Below are 17,825 nucleotides of genomic sequence, written 5' to 3'. Positions count from 1 at the left end.
ACGGGTCGACCGGCACAGGTCACGGATACGGCAGGACGGTCGCACCCCGCGCGTCCAGCGCCACGGCCATCAACGAAATCTCCTGGTGCTGTTCGTCGACGAGTGCGGTCGCACGGGTGCGCACGGCCGGCACCGCGGTCGTGTGCGCCACATCCGCCGCCATGTCGATCCCGCCCTGATGATGGCGAATCATCAACTGCAGGAACAAGATTTCACGCTTGGGGCCGGTGGCGTCGTGCAGGCGGGTCAATTCCACGTTCGTCGCGACGCCCGGCATGCCGACATGGTCGTGCCCGGTCGGCTGGGCGGGTGCACCCGCGAGTTCCAGCCAGCCGGTGAGGATTCCGATCTCCTGCACCTGCGACGTACGGATCTGCGCGGCGAGCGCACGCACGTCCGGCGCGACGTCCCGGCCGAGCATGTCGACCATGGTGATCGCCTGTTGATGGTGCATCGACATGGCCTGCGCGAACGCGATGTCGCCGTCGGTGAGCGCCACCGTCGCGGTCGCGGGGCCGGGATCGGTGCCGCCGCCGGACGAGATCCGTCCGACCGCGACACCGAGCGTCAGGCACAGTACGGCCACGGCGAGTACCAGCGTGGTGCGACGTGTCGTGCTCATCGCGGCGGATACACCGCCGGATCCAGTTGCAGCGCCATGAACCCGTTGTCCATGCACGTCACATACAGCTTGTCGCCGTGGAATTCCGGTGGCGAGAGGCACCAGTCGGCGGACAGGTCGCCGCCGACGAGCCGGCTGCGCTCGTTGACGATCCCGTCGGTTCCGGTCTCGCCCTGCAGGATCGCGCGGGCGACGGCGAGAGTGCCGATGATCGGCGGGGCCGCGATCGATCCGAGCGTCGCGTGCAGCGAATTCGGCAACTGCAGGTTCTTCCCGGTCTGTGCGGGCGGGTTGAAGTACGCGATCTCCCGGAACCGGTCCGGGTCCGTCACGTCGAACACCCGGATGCCGGACTGGATCCAGCCGCACGCCATCGCGCGCGGATCGTCGGGGCGGTCGACGGTGCAGTAGTGCGCGTCGTAACCGAAGGCACCGTTCGCGGCGCTGCTCGACGCCCAGCGGTTCTGGTTCTCCGGCAGGTTGATCGCGAGCTTCGCGCTGGTGCGCCAGCGCGGGGCGGCCGGGTCGGCGATGTCGAACAGTTTCACGCCGCCGGAGCCGCCTTCGTCGACGGTGAAGATGTGCGGCACGCCGTCGTACGTGACGTACACGCTGTGCTGGCTGAGCAGGCCGTCGGTCCAGAACTTCGAACCCAGATGCGGCAGCGGATGGCCGATCACGGTGCGCGGCGGCCGATTCTGCACCGCCGAGACGTCGAGGATCGTCATCCCGGCCAGATTCGACAGGAACATGGTGTTCCCGTCAGGCGTGAATCCCATGCCGTGCGCGGCGACACCGGTGAGGCCGCCCCACACGACCATCGGCTGCGTGGGATCGGTGAGATCGACGGCGCTGACCCAGCCCGGAGCGATCCCGGACGCCCAGTAGGTGTTGCCGTCGGGGGAGAAGGCGCCCTCGTGGGTGGTGATGGGCACCGGCATGTTCGGCAGCGAACCGGTGGTCGTGTTCAGCAACCGGGGGTGTGCGCAGTCCTCGGAGATGTCGTACACCGAGATGTAGCCGGCGCTTTCGATCAATCCGACGCCGGTGCCGACGAGCAGACCGCGCCCCTCGTGTACCTTCAGCGATTCCCAGGTGCCGCCGACCATCGCCGGTTCCGTGAGCACCGCCGTGCGCACCGGATGCGCCGGGTCGCCGACGTCGAGAACCTGCACACCGGCGTCCTCGCCGAGGAGATTGGTGGGGAAGGTCGACGCGATGTACGCGCAGTCGCCGTAGGTGGGGCTGATCGGACCGGCGCCCTGGCCCTGGTACTGCCCGATCAGGTCGATGTTGCAGTTGTATCCGCCGGTGCTGCGGCCGGAGGTGCGGTCCGCGAGCGGGACCTCGCCCTGGATCCCGGTCTCCACCAGATCTCCCGGCCGGCAGGACGCTGGGTCGACCGCGGTGGGCCACACGCCGGTGAATTCGTCGAATCCCGACGGTGGTTCCGCCGAGGCGACGGCGGAACCGGCGAGGAGGGCGGTGGCGGCGGCGAACGTGGTCACAGCCCTGATCGCGCGCCTCATCGGGTGGTTTCCAACAGGTCCCGCAGTACCGCGGTGACCTCGTCGGGGCGTTCGAGTGGCCCGCAGTGGCCCGAGTCGAGTTCGTGCAGACCCAGGGGGTGCTGCAGCCGCGCGGCGATCGCCTGCGACCGCGCAGGCGGGGCGATCCGGTCGTGACGTCCCGAGATCACCACTGCCGGAACCGGAACGTGTGCCGGGTCGACGTCGGTCACCATGTTCACCAGCAGTGCGCCGTAGCCGCCGCGTCCACGCGCGGATGTCGCGGCGAGGATCGCGTCGACCTCGCGGGCGACCGACGGGTCCGCGGTGGCACCGACCGCGACGCGGGCGAGCAGTTGCCGGCGCAGCGGCAGGCGACGCGGCAGCGGGAGACCTGCCGCGGGTGCCACCGACTGCGCCAACCGGCGACGCAGCGCTAGCGTGCGTTCGGGGCCGCGGAGGAACCGTACGTGGTCGAGGATGTCGCCGGGCGTGGTGTTCACCAGCGCGACCGCCGACACCTGGGACGTCGCATCCGTCGCGTACTTCTGCGCCCAGCTCATCACCGCGATTCCGCCCATCGAATGTCCCGCGACGACGGCGCGCTGCCCGTCCGGGACGGTCGCGGTCAGCACCGCCTGCAGATCGTCGGCGAGATGGTCGAGTTCGTAGTTGCCGGCGCGCGGGGCGTCGCTGCGGCCGTGCCCGCGATGGTCGAAGGCGACGACCCGGAACTCGCTGCTCAGATCACGAATCTGGTTGCGCCAGAACAGTGTCGAACACAGTATGCCGTGTGCCAGCACGATCGTCGGGGCGTCGTCCGGTCCGTGGATCTCGGCGTGCAGGCGGGTACCGTCGGCGCTGCGCACGTCGACGACCCGGGCATCGGGATGCGAGTGCGTGCGGCGTTCCGCGCGGCGCAGTGCCCGGCGCGCCTGCGGCACCATCCGGACGGTCCGGGGCAGTCGCGGCAGCACGGTGCGCGACGTCGCGGCGAGCGCGGCGAAGGCGAGTTCGTGGCTCCGGGTCCAGCGCATGCCGAACATCTCGCGCAGGTCCGGTGGCAGCAGACCGCCGGTGATCAGGGTCAGGACCCGTCCGGCGATAGGCCGTGAGGTGTAGTTCCAGAGGAACTTGTTGCCCACCAATGGAATCGGGGGAGGCTGCGGCGATCCGACGACCGCGAGGACGCGGTCGGTGATGTCCGAGCGTTCCAGCCGGGTCGCCGACATCTCGTCGAACCACGCGCAGAAGGCCGCCCAGTCGGCGGGCATGTCCTGCTCGCGGACGCCGTACAGCCGGCCCACCCGGCGCATCTCCAGGTAGAACTGCTCGACCTCGCCGGGACGCCACCCGCGCCCGAGGAGTTTCTGCTGGGTGTACACGCCGTGCACCAGGCTCGCGTGAACCCAGTGGAACGCTTCGGGATTCAGTGAACTCCAGCGTGATCCGTCGGGATTCGTGCCCTTGATCGAGCGATGCAGATCCCGGAGGCGGCGTGCCGTGGCGAGCGCTTCCTCCTCTCCGTAGACGACGCCCATGATCATGTCGAGGGTGCGTTCGGCGCGCCCGTACGGGTCGGATTCGAAGACCGAGAATTCGCGCACACCCGTCGCGACGATCGGATGCGCCACGTCGATCAGCAGCCGCCGCGAGGCGCCGAGTACGAACGTCAGGTCACCGAACACCGACCAGGCGACGGAATCCGGACCCAGCGGGGGCGGATCGAGGGGCGTGGTCTCCGGATGGGGGCGTGTCTCCACCGCGTTCGTCATGAGATCATTGGTAGCAGAATAGTCTCAGGTGCGATAGTGGATGGATGACCCGCCCCGGTGCGTCGCTACCCAGTCTTTTCGGTCGCGCGATCGAGCAGGTGTCGTCGGCGCCGGAGGCGGACGACGGGGTGTTCGACGCCGCGCTCGCCGTACTCGCCGAGCGCGGCACCCGGGCCGCGACGATGGACGACGTGGCCGCGCGCTCGGGGGTCAGTCGCGCGACGCTCTTCCGCCGCTTCGGCGGGAAGGACGCGCTGTTCGAGGCGGCACTGGCGCGCGCACTGCGCGGGTTCCTCGAAGAGATCGGCACAACCTTCCTCGCGGTCACCGATCCGGTGGAACGCATCGAGGCGGCCTTCGTCGCGTGCCTGCGCTTTCGCCGTCGATTCATTGCGGGGAACTCGGATCCGGCCCACGGTGCCACCCTGGTGGCGATGCTCTCCGCCGGTGATCCCTCGCCCCTCGAACTCGGCCGGCGCTTCATCGCCGCCCGCATCGTGGCCGGTCAGGCGGAGGGCGTCCTGCCCGCGGCGGACGCGGACCTCCAGGCCGACGCGATCATCCGCCTGACGCTCAGCTATCTCGTGCTGCCCAGTGCCGTCTACGACCTCGACGACATCGAGGTCGCACGCTCGGTGGCCCGCAAGGCGATCGCGCCGCTGGTCACCGGCATTCCGGGCTGAGCGCCGCGGCGCTTCGCGGGCGGACGCCCCTGTTCCGGGCGGGATTTCTGTAACCTCTGGTACCGGGATTATACCGGGGGAGGTCCAACATGAGCCGACTTATTGAAACACGTTCCTACATATATGTGATATGAACGTGGTGAAACGACACCGGTGATCGACATCACAACGTACGGTGAAGTCGTTCCGGATATGGATGGTGGGGAGTTCGCGTATGTCAGTCGACGCGTCGGCCGTGATCGTTGCAGTGGCTACGGCCGCAAGCGCCCTGGTACAGGGGGCCGACATTCCGGCGGAGATCAAGGACCAGGTCACACAGGTCATCGAATCGTTCGAGGCGTCCGCGCCCGGCGTCGACCAGCAGGTAACGGACATGATCGCGACGCTGCCCGAAGCAGTTCGGCCGGCGGCGCAACAGGCGGTCGTGGACGCCACGAACTCCGTGGCGGCCGCGATCGAACCGCATCTTCCGCCCGAGGCGGCCGCGGCCCTCGTGACACCCCCGGAAAGCGCGGGACCCCCGCCCGGCCTGGCTCCCGCCGCTCCGGCACCGCGACCGAATCCGTTCGCGGTGACACCGCCGCCCGCGGTCGCGACCGGGCCGGTTGCGCAGGCCCCGGCCGGAATCACCGTCGGCGGCATCACGCTGCCGTCGATCCCGGCGATCCTGCCCGGAACGAGCCTCGCCCCGATCGGGGCCGTCGCGGTCTTCGCGCCGTGGCTCAAGAAGGCCGGGTCGCTGTGCGAGGGCATCACCACGCCCGTACTCGCCGCCCTGTACTCGGCCGAGAACGGCTTCCGCTACGGGCCCACCGCGCCGGTCTCGCCGACCGGCGCGAAAGGTCCGGGCCAGTTCATGCCGGGCACCTGGGACGCATACGGCAAGGACGCCGACGGCGACGGGATCGCGGACGTCCTCGGCATCGCCGATCCGGTGATGGCATCGGGTGCGCTGCTCTGCGACAACTACAAGCTCATCGACGACTGGAAGAAGCGCGGCCTGGTGCAGGGCGACACCCTGGACCTGACACTGGCCGCGTACAACGCCGGTATCGGCGCGGTCCGTCGCTCGGGCGGCATGCCGTCGGGCTCACCCGACTACGAGAACCAGACCAAGCCCTACGTCGCGAAGATCCGCGCGACCGAAGCGGCGTTCTCCCGGTTGCTGTCGCCGTTCCTGGGCCTGGGCCTGCCCGGCATCACCGATACCGGCAACAAGGTCGTCGACCTCGCATTCCGCTTCCTGGGCCTGCCCTACGTGTGGGGCGGCGGCAACATCAACGGCCCGTCCGGCGGCGGCTTCGACTGCTCCGGGCTCACGTCCTACGCCGTCTACGCCGCGACCGGCATCGCGCTGCCGCGCACCTCGGAAACTCAATGGCACGTCGGCACCGAGATCCCGCTGGATCAGGCCCGGCCCGGCGACCTGCTGTTCGGCAACTGGCAGGCCGGGGGACCGGGACACGTCGCCATCTACATCGGCGGCGGCCAGATGGTGCATGCGCCCACGACCGGTGACGTCGTCCGGGTCGGCGCGGTATTCCCCGACATGAAGGCCCGCAGGATCTTCTGAGTCCGGACACGAGAAAGGCCCCGACCGCACGGTCGGGGCCTTTCTCAGGCGTTCGACAGGACCGGCCGTGGATTCACGGCCGTCCGATCAGCCGTGGTACGGCTCCGCGCTGACGAGGGTCACCTTCATGGTGCCGCCGTTGGGCAGGACGTACTCACGGGTCTCGCCGACCTTCGCCTCGAGCAGCGCGCCGCCGAGCGGGGAGTTGGGCGAGTAGATCTCGATCTCGTTGCTGCGCGCACCCTCTTCACGGGTCGCGATCAGGAACGTCTCCTTGTCGCTCTCGTCTCCGTCGTAGTACACCGTGACAACCGATCCGGGCAGCGCGACACCGGACCGGGTGGGCGCAACGCCGACCTTCGCGGCACTGAGCAGCTCCTGGAGCTGGCGAATCCGGGCCTCCTGCTGGCCCTGTTCCTCGCGGGCGGCGTGGTAGCCGCCGTTCTCCTTGAGATCACCCTCTTCGCGGCGCTCGTTGATCTCGGCCGCGATGATGGGACGATTCGCGATGAGCTGGTCGAGTTCTGCCTTGAGTCGGTCGTACGACTCCTGTGTCAGCCAGGTGCCCTGGGTCTCGGTCATCCTCGATCACTTCCTTCGGGTTGGAGCCCCCGGCTCCGTCGACAGGCCGCGCACATGCAGCGACCACGACAGCATGGGCTCCTGATCGTTACCCCCACTGGGTGTGGTGAACGGAGCCGTACTGCCTACTATGCAGCAATACACGGCCCCAAAGGGTGGAACCGTGTATCCGACCATTCTAGCACCAACGCGGATCCGGGGACGGAAAGCCGCTGTTCGGTCAGGGCGTGTGCAGATATTCGGGAACGACGAAGCTGCAGCCGTAGATGTCGCCCATGCCGGGGCGCTGCGAGGTCTTCACCGTCGAATTCAGGACGACCGTTCCGGAGTCGGACGGCGGGATCAGCACCTCGCGGCGACCGGTCTCCTGGCCGTCCTTCGACCGGGCCCGGATCACGCAGACCGCCTCCTGCGAAGGGTCCCGGCGGGTCACCGTGAACTGGAGGTCGACGGTCGAATCGTCGATGACCTCGAAGGTGATGATCTCCGATTCGATCTCCGACCGGCCGAACTGCAGATACACCACGAACGCCAGGGCCAGACCGACGGCGACACTGATCGCACCGAGAACCCACTTGCGGGTGCGCCGGGACGAACCGCCGGCCGTCGGGTAGCGGCCGGCCGGGTATCTGTCGTTCGCGGTGGTGTTGCTCATCACTTTGCTTTCGTGCCCGTCTGCGCGGGCCCGGGGCCACGGCTGACGGAGGACTGGTCAGGTGGAACTATAGGGGAAGGACCGACGTGCCCCGCCTGCGGTGCCGGGCGCGCGGTCGGACAGAGCACACAACGGCGAGGTGGAGGAAACACGTGAGCGGACTACGGCTCATGGCCGTGCATGCCCATCCCGATGACGAGTCGAGCAAGGGTGCCGCCACAACGGCCCGCTACGCGGCCGAGGGGAACGAGGTCCTGGTCGTCACCCTGACCGGTGGCGAACGCGGCGACATCCTCAACCCGGCCATGGACGTCCCGGGCATCCGCGAGCGGATGGAAGAGGTGCGCCGCGAGGAGATGGCCGAGGCCGCCCGAATCCTCGGGGTGCAGCACCGCTGGCTCGGTTTCGTCGACTCCGGCCTGCCCGAAGGCGACCCCAAGCCCCCGCTGCCCGAAGGCTGCTTCGCGCTCGTTCCGCTCGAAGAACCCACCCGCAAGCTCGTCCAGGTCATCCGCGAGTTCCGCCCGCACGTCATGACCACCTACGACGAGAACGGCGGCTACCCGCACCCCGACCACATCCGCTGCCACGAGGTGTCGATGGCCGCCTACGAGGCCGCCGGCGATCCCGACTACCACCCCGAGGACGGCGAGCCGTGGAAGGTTCGCAAGCTGTACTACTCGCACGGCTTCATCCGCCGGCGCATCGAGCTGTTCCGCGACGAGTACGAACGGCGCGGTGAACGCTTCCCGATGGAGGAGTGGCTCAACCGCTGGCGCACCGAACAAGGCGACATCATGGCGCGCGTGACCACCCAGATCACCTGCGGCGACTACTTCCCGCAACGTGACGACGCGCTGCGCGCGCACGCGACGCAGATCGACCCCAACGGATCGTTCTTCGCGATTCCCCTGGACATTCAGCAGAAGGTGTGGCCGACCGAAGAATTCGAGTTGGCCAAGACCCGCGTGCACACGGTGATCCCCGAGTCGGATCTGTTCGCGGGCATCGAGGACGGACGAGTGCGATGACGATCGGCATGCTGGCAGCGGACGTTCTGGCGCAGGAACCCGCAGGCCCCGAGTTCGGCAAGGCGTCCCCGGTCGGGCTGGCGCTGATCGTCGTCCTGCTCGTCGCGACGGCACTGCTCATCCGGAACATGAACAAGCGGATCGGCAAGCTGCCCGAGACGTTCCAGCCCGAGCATCCCGAGCCCGATCAGGCCGCCGACGAGGGCACCGACCGGGGCGCGGCCCCCGCGCCGGGCACGGAGAAGACCGCGCCCGAGATCGAGGGCACCGAAAAGAAGGGGTCCGAGAGCAAATAGCTCTCGCTTGTCACGAGCCCCACGCCGCCCGGCGTGGCAGGCTCGGAAGCATGGCCAACCGCCTCCGCCACAGCACCTCGCCGTACCTTCAGCAGCACGCCGACAACCCGGTGCACTGGCAGGAATGGACCGACGCGGCTCTCGCCGAGGCGCGGGAACGCGACGTGCCGATCCTGCTGTCCATCGGCTACGCGGCATGCCACTGGTGTCACGTGATGGCGCACGAGTCGTTCGAGGACGAGGCGACCGCGGCCGTCATGAACGAGAACTTCGTGTGCATCAAGGTCGACCGGGAGGAACGACCCGATCTGGACGCGGTGTACATGAACGCCACCGTCGCCACGACCGGACACGGCGGCTGGCCGATGACGTGCTTCCTCACCGCCGACGGTGCCCCGTTCTACTGCGGCACCTACTACCCGAACGTCGCGCGTGGCGGCATGCCGTCGTTCATCGAACTGCTCCACGCTGTCACCCACACCTGGCGGACCCGCCGTGACGACGTGGCCGGCGCGGCCGGTGCGATCGTGGCGGAACTGCAGCGCAGCAGCAGCGGGCTGCCGGAGGGGGCCCGGCCCGTCGACGCCGCGCTGCTCGACGTGGTCGCCGGCACGGTCGCCGCCGACGAGGACCGCACCCACGGCGGGTTCGGGGGCGCTCCGAAGTTCCCGCCGTCGGCGCTGCTCGAAGGGCTGCTGCGCAGCTACGAACGCAGCGGAACGCCGGAGACGCTCGCGGTCGTCGAACGGACGGCCGACGCGATGGCGCGTGGCGGCATCCACGACCGGCTCGCCGGGGGTTTCGCCCGGTACAGCGTCGACGCGGCCTGGGTGGTGCCGCACTTCGAGAAGATGCTCTACGACAACGCGCTGCTGCTGCGGGTGTACGCCCACCTCGCACGTATCACCGGGCGGGACGCGTCGCGGCGCGTCGCCGAGGGCATCGCGGGGTTCCTGCTGCGGGACCTGGGCACCGGCGAAGGCTGCTTCGCCTCCGCGCTGGACGCCGACACCGCAGGCGTCGAAGGCCTCACCTACGTGTGGACGCCGGCGCAACTGATCGAGGTCCTCGGCCCGGACGACGGCGCGTGGGCCGCGCGGCTCTACGAGGTCACCGAGGCCGGCACGTTCGAGGACGGCATGTCGGTGCTGCAGTTGCCGTCCGACCCAGACGATGCCGCACGCGCCGAGCGGGTACGCGCGCGGCTGTTCGAGGCCCGGCAGTCCCGGCCGCAACCGGGACGCGACGACAAGGTCGTCACGGCCTGGAACGCATTCGCCGTCACCGCACTCGCCGAGGCCGGCGCCGCCTTCGGGCGCGCGGACTGGATCGACGCCGCCGCGACCTGCGCGCGTCGCCTTCTGGAGACGCACCTCGTCGACGGGAGGCTGCGGCGCGCGTCGCTCGGTGGTGTCGTCGGCGCACCCGTCGGCGTGCTCGAGGACCACGGAGCCCTGGTCACCGCGTTGCTCGCGCTGTATCAGGCGACCGGCGACCCGTCGTGGATCGCACCGGCCCGCGACCTGGCCGACATCGCGCTCGCGCATTTCGCCGACCCTGAGCAGCCGGGCAGCTGGTTCGACACCGCCGACGACGCGGAGACGCTCGTCGCCCGGCCCCGCGACCCGATCGACGGCGCCACCCCGTCGGGCGCGGCGCTCGTAACCGAGGCGCTGCTGACGCTGTCCGCGGCGGTCGAGGACGGCGGTCGCTACCGGGAGGCCGCCGACGCGGCGCTCGCCACCGCCGCATTGCTGCTCGAACGGGCACCCCGATCGGCCGGGCACTGGCTCACGGTCGCCGAGGCCGCGGTGCGCGGTCCGATCCAGGTGGCCGTCGTCGGCGGGGGAGAGCTGCTCGACGTCGCGCGGCGGACGGCTCCGGGCGGATCGCTCGTGGTGGGCGGTGAACCTGAGTCGTCGCCGCTGTTCGCCGGTCGGTTCCTCGTCGACGGAGCGCCGGCGGCCTATGTGTGCCGCGGGTTCGTGTGCGATCGGCCGGTGATCTCGGTGTCGGACCTGCGCGCCGCGCTGGCCGTCGGGTGACCGATCAGGCCCACGCGGACGTGGTGCGGTAGCCGAGGAAGTCGCCCGCGCTGGTGACCGGGGCTTCGAGCATGCCCGCGCACGCGTCGATGAGGAAGTTGGCGAACCCGGTCCAGTCCGGCTCCACGTCCTCTCGTTCGAGCCGTTCCTCGTAGTCGGCGCACGCGTCGATGACCAACCGTCCCAGCAGCCACGAACGCCCGGCGTACACCGACTCCGGGAGCTCGGACACGTATGCCCGGACCCGCTGGACGAGATCCTCCACGATCGGGTCCGCGATGGTGTTCGCGGCGACGGTCGCGACCATCGACGGCACGGTCCTGAGCTGCTGGAGGAACCGGGCCCGCCAGCTCGGGACGGGCATCGACGCAAGCTGATCGGTGAAGGGAATGATCAAGCAGCTCAACAGGTCCCGCATTCCCGGGTCGGGTCCCAGCAGTGCGACGAGTTCTCTGCGCCGGGCTGCGGCGTCCTCGGAATAACGGAGGAGCGTGGCGCGCACGAGTTCGTCCCGGCTGCCGAAGTGGTAGCTCACGGCGGAGTGGTTCGCGTTGCCCGCGTGTTCGGCGATGCGCCGGTTCGATACCGCGTCGACCCCGAAGGTGGCGAAGAGTTCCTCCGCCGAATCGAGCAGTGCTCGTCGTGCTTGGTCGCCGTAACTGCCCACGATTGGTCCCGTCGCTTTCTCTCGCTCGGGTCACAGTGTGCCCCGACGCCGAGTGGGACGAAGGTCACCACTGTTCGGCTTGGGCACTTTAAGACACTCGGCGTAACTTTTTAAGTCAACCAGCGTATTTTTCCGGGCCGGGCCGTGGAGACGACCGGGTCGCCGGAGGGCATCGAGGAGTCCCCGAATTGACCGACACCATCACGCTCGAGAAGAACGACCCGCCGGGCGGCGAACCCACCGAGGCCGAACTCGCCCGCGCCCGTAAGGAACACATCGGGCGCTACGTCGCGATCTTCGTGATGCCGTTCCTGATGGTCGGGATGATGATCACCGGGTACCTGTATGCGATGCACGCGCCGGCACCGCACGACATGCCGATCGCCGTCGCCGGTCCCACCCAGCAGGCCTACGACTTCGCGCGTGCGCTCGAGGACGCGGATCCCGACGCCGTCGACGTCCGGATCGTCGCCGACGACGCGGCTGCGCGCGATCTCGTGCTGGCGCGTGAGGTCTCCGGTGCGGTCTCGCTGTCCGACGCCGGCACCGCCACCGTGTACACCGCGGGCGCGGCGGGAGCGTCGCAGTCGTCGCTGGTCACCGGACTGCTGGCCCCGCAGGTCCTCGGACAGGGTCTCGACCTCACCGCCCAGGACCTCGCTCCGCTGCCGGAGAACGACATGGCCGGCCTGGGCGTCATGTTCATGGCGCAGGCACTCATGCTCGCGGGCTACATGCCGCTGAGCATCATGCTGTCCAACTCCCCGGAGTTGCTGCGGTTCCGCCGCATCGTGCCGTTGCTCGCCGGATGGTCCGTCCTGATCGGCAGCCTCGTATGGCTCGTCGCCGGGCCGATCCTCGGCGTGATCCAGGGCCACACCGCGACCGTGCTGGGAATCTGCTGGCTCTCCATCTTCGCCGTGGGCTCGGTGCAGCTGTTCCTGACCCGGATCCTCGGACCGATGGCGGTCCTGGCGGGCATGCTCTTCGTCATGGTTCTCGGCGTCCCCGCCTCGAACCTGGGCATGTCGGTCTACTCGTTGCCGTCGATCTACTCGAGCCTGCACGGCTTCCTGCCGACCGCGGCCGCGGGGGAGTCGCTGAGGTCGGTCCTGTACTTCGGTGGGGAAGGACTCGGTGGCCACCTTCTGGTCCTGGTCCTCGGTGCCGTGCTCGCGCTGGCCGCGACCCTCGGGGTCGACGCCCTGAAGCGTCGCCGCAACCCCGATGCGGGGGACCCCGAGATCACGATGCCCTCGCTCACCAACGGGCCGCGTCCCGAAAGCGATCGGGTCCGCTACCTCACCCTCGCGTTCTTCCCCTTCGCCATGGTCGTGCTGATGCTCTCGATCATGCTCGGCGCGATGTACCAGCCGACGCCGCGCGCGATGCCGGTGACCGTGGTCGCCGGGACGACCGAGCAGGCCGGCCAGGTGGTCGCAGGGCTCGAGCAGAACATGGCTGGTCTGTTCGACCTGCGCACCTCCGACTCGCTCGACGAGGCACGCGCCGAGGTGCAGGACCGCACGATCGTGGCGGCCTTCGTCCTGCCGTCCGCCGCGTCGCCCACCGCGACCCTGATCACCAACGAGGCTGCCGGCATGAGCCAGCAGCAGGTCGTGCAGCGGGTCTTCGACCAGGTCGCCGGCGGCATGCAGGTGCCCCTCACCGTGGAGAACGTCGCCCCGCTGCCGGACTCCGACACGATGGGCACGGTCACGCTCTACGTCGCGATGGGCTGGATCATGTCCGGTTTCATGGTGGTCGTCGTGGCCGGCGGTGCGCAGCCCGCCGCCATGGTCCTGCGGCGCATGCTGCCCATCGCCGCCGGATGGGCGCTCTTCATGCCGGCCGTGCTCTGGGTGATCGCCGACCCCATCACCGGAGCGGTCGACGGGCACTTCCTGCCGCTGTGGGGAGTGGGGATCGTCGCGACGTTCACGACCTCGATGTTCACCCTGGCGCTGCACCGCCTGTTCGGGCTGCTCGCCGTCATCCCCGCGGTCGGGACCTTGATGTTCCTCGGCGTGCCGGCCTCGAACGGCGCGATGTCGATGTACATGACGCCGGAGATCTTCAAGTTCCTGCACGGCGTGCTGCCGATGCCGGCGGCGGTGGAGTCGGTCCGCTCGATCCTGTACTTCGGCGGCGACGCCGTCGGGTCGCACCTGGTCACCTTCGTGATGTGGGGTGTGGTGTCGCTGCTGTTCGTCGTCGCGATCGATGCCGTCCGGTCACGGAAGGAACCCGCCGAGCAGGCGATCGACGCCTGAACCGCCCCGAACTCCGCAGAACCCCGACCGGCACATCTCGCCGGCCGGGGTTCTCCGATTCAGGCGAACACGGCCGGTTCAGGCGAACACGACGAGCCAGACCGCGACCGCATGACACAGTGCCGCGAGCACGGTCGCGGCGTGGAAGAACTCGTGATGCCCGAACGTGTGCGGCCACGGGTTCGGCCATTTCGTCGCGTACAGCACCGCGCCGACGCTGTAGAGAATGCCGCCGATCAGCAGGAGCAGCATCGGGACCAGCCCGGCCGTGTCGACCACCGTGCCGGCGACCGGGACGATCGCCCAGCCGAGCAGCAGATACAGGGGCACGCCGACCCAGCGAGGAGCGGTCGGCCACAGCATCTTCAGCGCCACACCCGCCACCGCGCCCGACCACACCACGATCAGGAGGGTGCGGCCGGTCTCCGGCGGGAGGGCGAGGGTCGCGAACGGGGTGTAACTGCCGGCGATGAACAGGAAGATCATCGAGTGGTCGGCGCGCTTCATCCACATGCGAGCGCGGGGATCGTGCCAGTGGACCCGGTGATAGAGGGCGCTGACGCCGAACACCCCGCACACCGTGAGGCTGTAGATCGCGGTCGCGATGCCCGCGGGTGGTTCGGCGATGGTTGCGGCCAGGGTGACGAGCACGATGCCCGCGATCACCGAGACGGCGAACGCCCACAGATGGATCCATCCCCGCATGCGCGGCTTCACCGGCAGTTCGTCGATCCCGAACACCGCCATGGGCCCGACCCCCTTCGTACTGCTCGGTAACCTACGCAACCGTAGGTTCTTGCTGGAAGGTCACGTTACCCCTGTGCCGCCCGCGACGCGTGTGGGTGTGACCACCATCGCGACCGGAGGGTCCGGTGGGCGTAGTGTGACCCCCGTGGTGATGTCGGGGTGAATGCGCGCGGGGTGTTGTATCAGCTGTACGAACGGCGTCTGCTGCGCCAACTCGAAGGTGCTCAGCACCCGCGGCACGTCGCTGTCATGTGTGACGGCAACCGTCGCTGGGCCCGGGAGAACGGTTTCACCGACGTCAGTCACGGCCATCGTGCCGGCGCCCGCAAGATCGCCGAATTGCTCCGCTGGTGCGACGCGGCGGGCATCGAGACCGCGACGATCTATCTGCTGTCCACGGAGAACCTGCGCCGCGAACCCGAGGAACTCGACGTCCTGATCGAGATCATCACCGACGTCGTGGAGGAGATCTCCGGGCCGGAGCAGAACTGGAGCGTCAAGATCGTCGGCACGCTGGAGTTGCTGCCCGAGGAGCAGGCCCGCCGGCTCAGCGAGGCCGCCTGCCGCACCGAAGGACGCACCGGCACCCACGTCAACGTCGCCGTCGGCTACGGCGGGCGGCAGGAGATCGTCGACGCCGTCCAGTCGCTGCTGCGGGAGAAGCAGGCCGCCGGGCTGTCCGGTGAGGAACTGATCGAGTCCGTCACCGTCGACGCCGTCGACGGGCACCTCTACACCTCCGGCCAGCCCGACCCCGACCTCGTCATCCGGACGTCGGGGGAGCAGCGGCTTTCCGGGTTCCTGCTGTGGCAGAGCGCGTACTCGGAGATCTGGTTCACCGAGGCCTACTGGCCGGAGTTCCGGCGCGTCGACTTCCTGCGCGCCCTACGCGATTTCGCTGCCCGGCACCGCCGTTTCGGGGCGTAGCACCCGGTAGCCGCACCCGTGCCCGTGCGCGTTTTCGGTAGCAGGCGCTACCGAAAACGCGCACGAGGAGCGGGCGTCAGAGCTTGCGCAGCCGCAGCCGGTTGATGGCGTGGTCGGCGTCCTTGCGCAGCACCAGCGTCGCGCGCGGACGGGTCGGCAGGATGTTCTCGACCAGGTTCGGCAGGTTGATCGAGTGCCAGATCTCCTTGGCCGCGTTCACCGCATCGCGATCGGACAGGTTCGCGTAGTGGTGGAAGTGCGCGTCCGGATTCGCGAAGGACGTCTTGCGGAGCGCGAGAAACCGTTCCACGTACCACTTTTCGATGTCCTCGATGCGGGCGTCGACGTAGATCGAGAAGTCGAACAGGTCCGAGACCATCAGGCGCGGACCGGTCTGCAGGACGTTGAGGCCCTCGATGATGAGGATGTCCGGCTGCCGAACCACGTGGTACTGACCGGGAATCACGTCGTACGAGATGTGCGAGTACACCGGCGCCGCGACCTCCGCGGCCCCGGACTTGACCTCCGTCACGAAACGGAGCAGCTTCCGGCGGTCGTAGCTCTCGGGAAAACCCTTGCGGTGCATTATGTTCCGACGAATCAGCTCTTTGGTCGGATACAGGAATCCGTCGGTGGTGACCAGGTCGACCCGGGGGTGGTGGTCCCAGCGCGCGAGCAGTGCCTGCAGCACACGCGCGGTGGTGGACTTGCCGACGGCGACCGAACCGGCGACCCCGATCACGAACGGCACCTGCTGGTCCGGGTGTTTCTCCCCGAGGAACGTCGCGGTCGCGGCGAACAACCGCTGCCGGGCCGCTACCTGGAGGTGGATCAACCGCGACAGCGGCAGGTACACCTCGGCGACCTCCGCGAGATCGATCTGCTCGCCGAGGCCGCGCAGGCCGATGAGTTCGTCCTCGGTGAGCACCAGCGGCGTCGCCTTGCGCAGCGTGCGCCACTGCTTGCGGTCGAACTCGACGTACGGGCTCGGCTCGCTCAGACGTGCCATCGACACGATCCTTCCGTGGCTAGCGAACCGGCAGTGCAGCCCGGGTGCGGCTTGCGACGAAGGAAGTCCATGCACCGAATTGTGCGCGCTGCCACAGGGGCGTGTCCGCTCGGGGTCCCGCATCGGAGTGTCCGGCCCCGTCGCGACGCCGCACGAACGACTAGTGTTCGGAAGCATGGGATCGGACGGTTTCGTGCGTGAATATCTGCTGCTCGGCCTCGCTTTCGACCGGCTCGAGGAGGGCTTCGTCGACGCGTACACCGGCGACGCGTCGCTGCGTCGCCAGGTGGAGAACGCGCCGAAACCGGATCCCCGTGACCTATCCCACACCGCGAACCGGCTCCGCGCGGAACTGGCGGGCGCCGGATTGTCCGACGAACGCACCCGGTTCCTCGACGTGCACCTGCGCGCCATGGAGTGCTCGGCACGCAAATTCGCAGGTGAGGACATAGCTTTCGTCGACGAGGTCGAGGCGTACTTCGACGTGCGCATCGCCCCCGGCAACGAGGACGACTACCGCGACGCGCATCGTCGTCTCGACGCGCTGCTCCCCGGATCGGGACCGCTCGCCGAACGCCTGCAGGCTCACCGCAAGAGCGAGATCGTGCCCGCCGATCGCCTCGCCGAGTGCGTCGAGGCGTTCTCCAGCGCACTGCGCGACAAGGTTCGGGCCGTGTACCCGCTGCCGGAGACCGAGCAGATCGAATACGAGGTGGTCGGCGACAAACCGTGGTCGGGTTTCAACTACTACCTGGGGAACTACCGCTCCCGCGTGGCGATCAACTCCGACCTCGAGCAGCACATGTCGCACCTGCCGCGCCTGATCGCGCACGAGGCGTACCCGGGTCACCACACCGAACACTGTCGCAAGGAAGCCGGTCTGGTCGCCGGCGGGCAGGCCGAGCAGACGCTGTTCCTGGTGAACACCCCGCAGTGCCTCATGGCGGAGGGTCTGGCCGACCTCGCGCTCGAGGCGATCGTCGGCCCGGGATGGGGCCGGTGGGCTCAGGAGATCTACGCCGACCTCGGCCTGCGTTTCGACGGCGAACTGGCGGAGCAGCTGCACGAGGCGTCCGCGGGGCTGCTGTCGGTGCGTCAGGATGCCGCGCTGCTGCTGCACGACCGCGGTCGCAGCCACGACGACGTCGCCGCGTTCCTGCAGCGTTGGTCGCTGTCGACCCCGGAACGGGCACGGCAGTCGCTGCGATTCCTGTCCTCGCCGCTGTGGCGCGCGTACATCAGCACGTATGTGGAGGGTTACCGGCTGCTCGGCGGCTGGCTCGAGCGGGTTCCGGCCGGTGCCGAGCGTGCCGAACGGTTCCGCAGGCTGCTCGACGAACCGCTGGTGCCGAGTTCGCTGCGGTGACCTCGATCACGGCGGGGTCCCGGGTTCCTGATTTCGGGATGCGCTTCGTAGACTGGAGGTCGTATC

The 17,825-nt window shown here is 68.9% G+C and carries 16 protein-coding genes; 8 read left to right on the top strand and 8 right to left on the bottom strand.

Going from position 1 to position 17,825, the window contains the following annotated elements; all coding sequences use genetic code 11:
• Positions 1-19 precede the first annotated feature (19 nt).
• The 3 genes from ACWDTS_RS01325 to ACWDTS_RS01315 are packed head-to-tail and all read right to left on the bottom strand — an operon-like array spanning position 20 to position 3,905.
• Positions 20-622, bottom strand: coding sequence for a DUF305 domain-containing protein (locus ACWDTS_RS01325; protein ID WP_450117394.1), 603 nt, complete (start codon positions 620-622; stop codon positions 20-22).
• Positions 619-2,151 (bottom strand): LVIVD repeat-containing protein, encoded by a 1,533-nt coding sequence (locus ACWDTS_RS01320; RefSeq protein ID WP_450117393.1) that lies wholly within the window; start codon positions 2,149-2,151, stop codon positions 619-621. The genes ACWDTS_RS01325 and ACWDTS_RS01320 overlap by 4 nt, the downstream gene beginning before the upstream one ends.
• Positions 2,148-3,905: an alpha/beta fold hydrolase gene (locus tag ACWDTS_RS01315; RefSeq protein WP_450117392.1), complete on the bottom strand. Its 1,758-nt coding sequence runs from the start codon at positions 3,903-3,905 to the stop codon at positions 2,148-2,150. The genes ACWDTS_RS01320 and ACWDTS_RS01315 overlap by 4 nt, the downstream gene beginning before the upstream one ends.
• 44 nt (positions 3,906-3,949) lie before the next feature.
• Here ACWDTS_RS01315 and ACWDTS_RS01310 point away from each other — a divergent pair, with 44 nt between their 5' ends.
• Positions 3,950-4,588 (top strand): TetR/AcrR family transcriptional regulator, encoded by a 639-nt coding sequence (locus ACWDTS_RS01310; RefSeq protein WP_450117391.1) that lies wholly within the window; start codon positions 3,950-3,952, stop codon positions 4,586-4,588.
• 214 nt (positions 4,589-4,802) lie between these two features.
• The gene (locus ACWDTS_RS01305) at positions 4,803-6,161 is read left to right on the top strand and encodes an NlpC/P60 family protein (protein WP_450108239.1); all 1,359 of its coding nucleotides are present in this window, start codon (positions 4,803-4,805) and stop codon (positions 6,159-6,161) included.
• An 87-nt stretch (positions 6,162-6,248) separates the two neighbouring features.
• Here the strand turns inward: ACWDTS_RS01305 and greA are convergent, their stop codons facing one another.
• Positions 6,249-6,743 carry a transcription elongation factor GreA gene (greA, locus tag ACWDTS_RS01300; protein ID WP_197257236.1) on the bottom strand — a complete coding sequence of 165 codons (495 nt, stop codon included), beginning with the start codon at positions 6,741-6,743 and terminating at the stop codon, positions 6,249-6,251.
• 220 nt (positions 6,744-6,963) lie between these two features.
• Positions 6,964-7,398 (bottom strand): DUF4307 domain-containing protein, encoded by a 435-nt coding sequence (locus ACWDTS_RS01295; RefSeq protein WP_197257235.1) that lies wholly within the window; start codon positions 7,396-7,398, stop codon positions 6,964-6,966.
• A 152-nt stretch (positions 7,399-7,550) separates the two neighbouring features.
• Here ACWDTS_RS01295 and mca point away from each other — a divergent pair, with 152 nt between their 5' ends.
• Genes mca through ACWDTS_RS01280 form a run of 3 tightly spaced genes read left to right on the top strand, consistent with a single transcriptional unit; the run spans position 7,551 to position 10,770 of the window.
• On the top strand, positions 7,551-8,429 hold the full coding sequence (mca, locus tag ACWDTS_RS01290) for a mycothiol conjugate amidase Mca (protein ID WP_450117390.1): 879 nt from the start codon (positions 7,551-7,553) through the stop codon (positions 8,427-8,429).
• Positions 8,426-8,725 (top strand): hypothetical protein, encoded by a 300-nt coding sequence (locus ACWDTS_RS01285; protein ID WP_450117389.1) that lies wholly within the window; start codon positions 8,426-8,428, stop codon positions 8,723-8,725. Before mca ends, ACWDTS_RS01285 begins: the two co-directional genes overlap by 4 nt.
• 50 nt (positions 8,726-8,775) lie before the next feature.
• Positions 8,776-10,770: a thioredoxin domain-containing protein gene (locus tag ACWDTS_RS01280; protein ID WP_450117388.1), complete on the top strand. Its 1,995-nt coding sequence runs from the start codon at positions 8,776-8,778 to the stop codon at positions 10,768-10,770.
• Positions 10,771-10,774: 4 nt separating this feature from the next.
• Here ACWDTS_RS01280 and ACWDTS_RS01275 read toward each other — a convergent pair whose 3' ends face one another.
• A complete protein-coding gene (locus tag ACWDTS_RS01275) occupies positions 10,775-11,437 on the bottom strand; it encodes a TetR/AcrR family transcriptional regulator (RefSeq protein ID WP_450117387.1) in 663 nt (220 codons plus the stop codon).
• A gap of 188 nt (positions 11,438-11,625) precedes the next feature.
• On the opposite strand from ACWDTS_RS01275, the gene ACWDTS_RS01270 reads away from it, so the two are divergent.
• Entirely contained in the window at positions 11,626-13,710 is a 2,085-nt protein-coding gene (locus tag ACWDTS_RS01270; protein ID WP_450117386.1) for an ABC transporter permease, read from the top strand.
• Positions 13,711-13,788: 78 nt separating this feature from the next.
• Here the strand turns inward: ACWDTS_RS01270 and trhA are convergent, their stop codons facing one another.
• The gene (gene trhA / locus ACWDTS_RS01265; RefSeq protein WP_450117385.1) at positions 13,789-14,457 is read right to left on the bottom strand and encodes a PAQR family membrane homeostasis protein TrhA; all 669 of its coding nucleotides are present in this window, start codon (positions 14,455-14,457) and stop codon (positions 13,789-13,791) included.
• A gap of 159 nt (positions 14,458-14,616) precedes the next feature.
• Between trhA and ACWDTS_RS01260 the strand changes: the two genes are divergently transcribed.
• Entirely contained in the window at positions 14,617-15,384 is a 768-nt protein-coding gene (locus ACWDTS_RS01260; RefSeq protein ID WP_197257219.1) for an isoprenyl transferase, read from the top strand.
• A gap of 76 nt (positions 15,385-15,460) precedes the next feature.
• On the opposite strand, the gene coaA is transcribed toward ACWDTS_RS01260, so the two are convergent.
• On the bottom strand, positions 15,461-16,393 hold the full coding sequence (gene coaA / locus ACWDTS_RS01255; RefSeq protein ID WP_197257217.1) for a type I pantothenate kinase: 933 nt from the start codon (positions 16,391-16,393) through the stop codon (positions 15,461-15,463).
• A 175-nt stretch (positions 16,394-16,568) separates the two neighbouring features.
• On the opposite strand from coaA, the gene ACWDTS_RS01250 reads away from it, so the two are divergent.
• Entirely contained in the window at positions 16,569-17,759 is a 1,191-nt protein-coding gene (locus ACWDTS_RS01250) for a DUF885 domain-containing protein (protein ID WP_450117384.1), read from the top strand.
• Positions 17,760-17,825 lie beyond the last annotated feature (66 nt).

The sequence above is a fragment of the Rhodococcus sp. NPDC003383 genome, assembly GCF_053589115.1.
This window is presented reverse-complemented; position numbering and strand designations above follow the sequence as displayed.

Excerpts from the sequence above, each read along its gene's own strand:
- ACWDTS_RS01280 (WP_450117388.1), top strand. The coding sequence starts at position 8,776 with ATGGCCAACCGCCTCCGCCACAGCACCTCGCCGTACCTTCAGCAGCAC.
- ACWDTS_RS01315 (WP_450117392.1), bottom strand. The coding sequence starts at position 3,905 with ATGACGAACGCGGTGGAGACACGCCCCCATCCGGAGACCACGCCCCTC.
- ACWDTS_RS01285 (WP_450117389.1), top strand. The coding sequence starts at position 8,426 with ATGACGATCGGCATGCTGGCAGCGGACGTTCTGGCGCAGGAACCCGCA.
- ACWDTS_RS01310 (WP_450117391.1), top strand. The coding sequence starts at position 3,950 with ATGACCCGCCCCGGTGCGTCGCTACCCAGTCTTTTCGGTCGCGCGATC.
- greA (WP_197257236.1), bottom strand. The coding sequence starts at position 6,743 with ATGACCGAGACCCAGGGCACCTGGCTGACACAGGAGTCGTACGACCGA.
- ACWDTS_RS01305 (WP_450108239.1), top strand. The coding sequence starts at position 4,803 with ATGTCAGTCGACGCGTCGGCCGTGATCGTTGCAGTGGCTACGGCCGCA.
- ACWDTS_RS01320 (WP_450117393.1), bottom strand. The coding sequence starts at position 2,151 with ATGAGGCGCGCGATCAGGGCTGTGACCACGTTCGCCGCCGCCACCGCC.
- trhA (WP_450117385.1), bottom strand. The coding sequence starts at position 14,457 with ATGGCGGTGTTCGGGATCGACGAACTGCCGGTGAAGCCGCGCATGCGG.
- ACWDTS_RS01295 (WP_197257235.1), bottom strand. The coding sequence starts at position 7,398 with ATGAGCAACACCACCGCGAACGACAGATACCCGGCCGGCCGCTACCCG.
- ACWDTS_RS01325 (WP_450117394.1), bottom strand. The coding sequence starts at position 622 with ATGAGCACGACACGTCGCACCACGCTGGTACTCGCCGTGGCCGTACTG.
- coaA (WP_197257217.1), bottom strand. The coding sequence starts at position 16,393 with ATGGCACGTCTGAGCGAGCCGAGCCCGTACGTCGAGTTCGACCGCAAG.
- ACWDTS_RS01250 (WP_450117384.1), top strand. The coding sequence starts at position 16,569 with ATGGGATCGGACGGTTTCGTGCGTGAATATCTGCTGCTCGGCCTCGCT.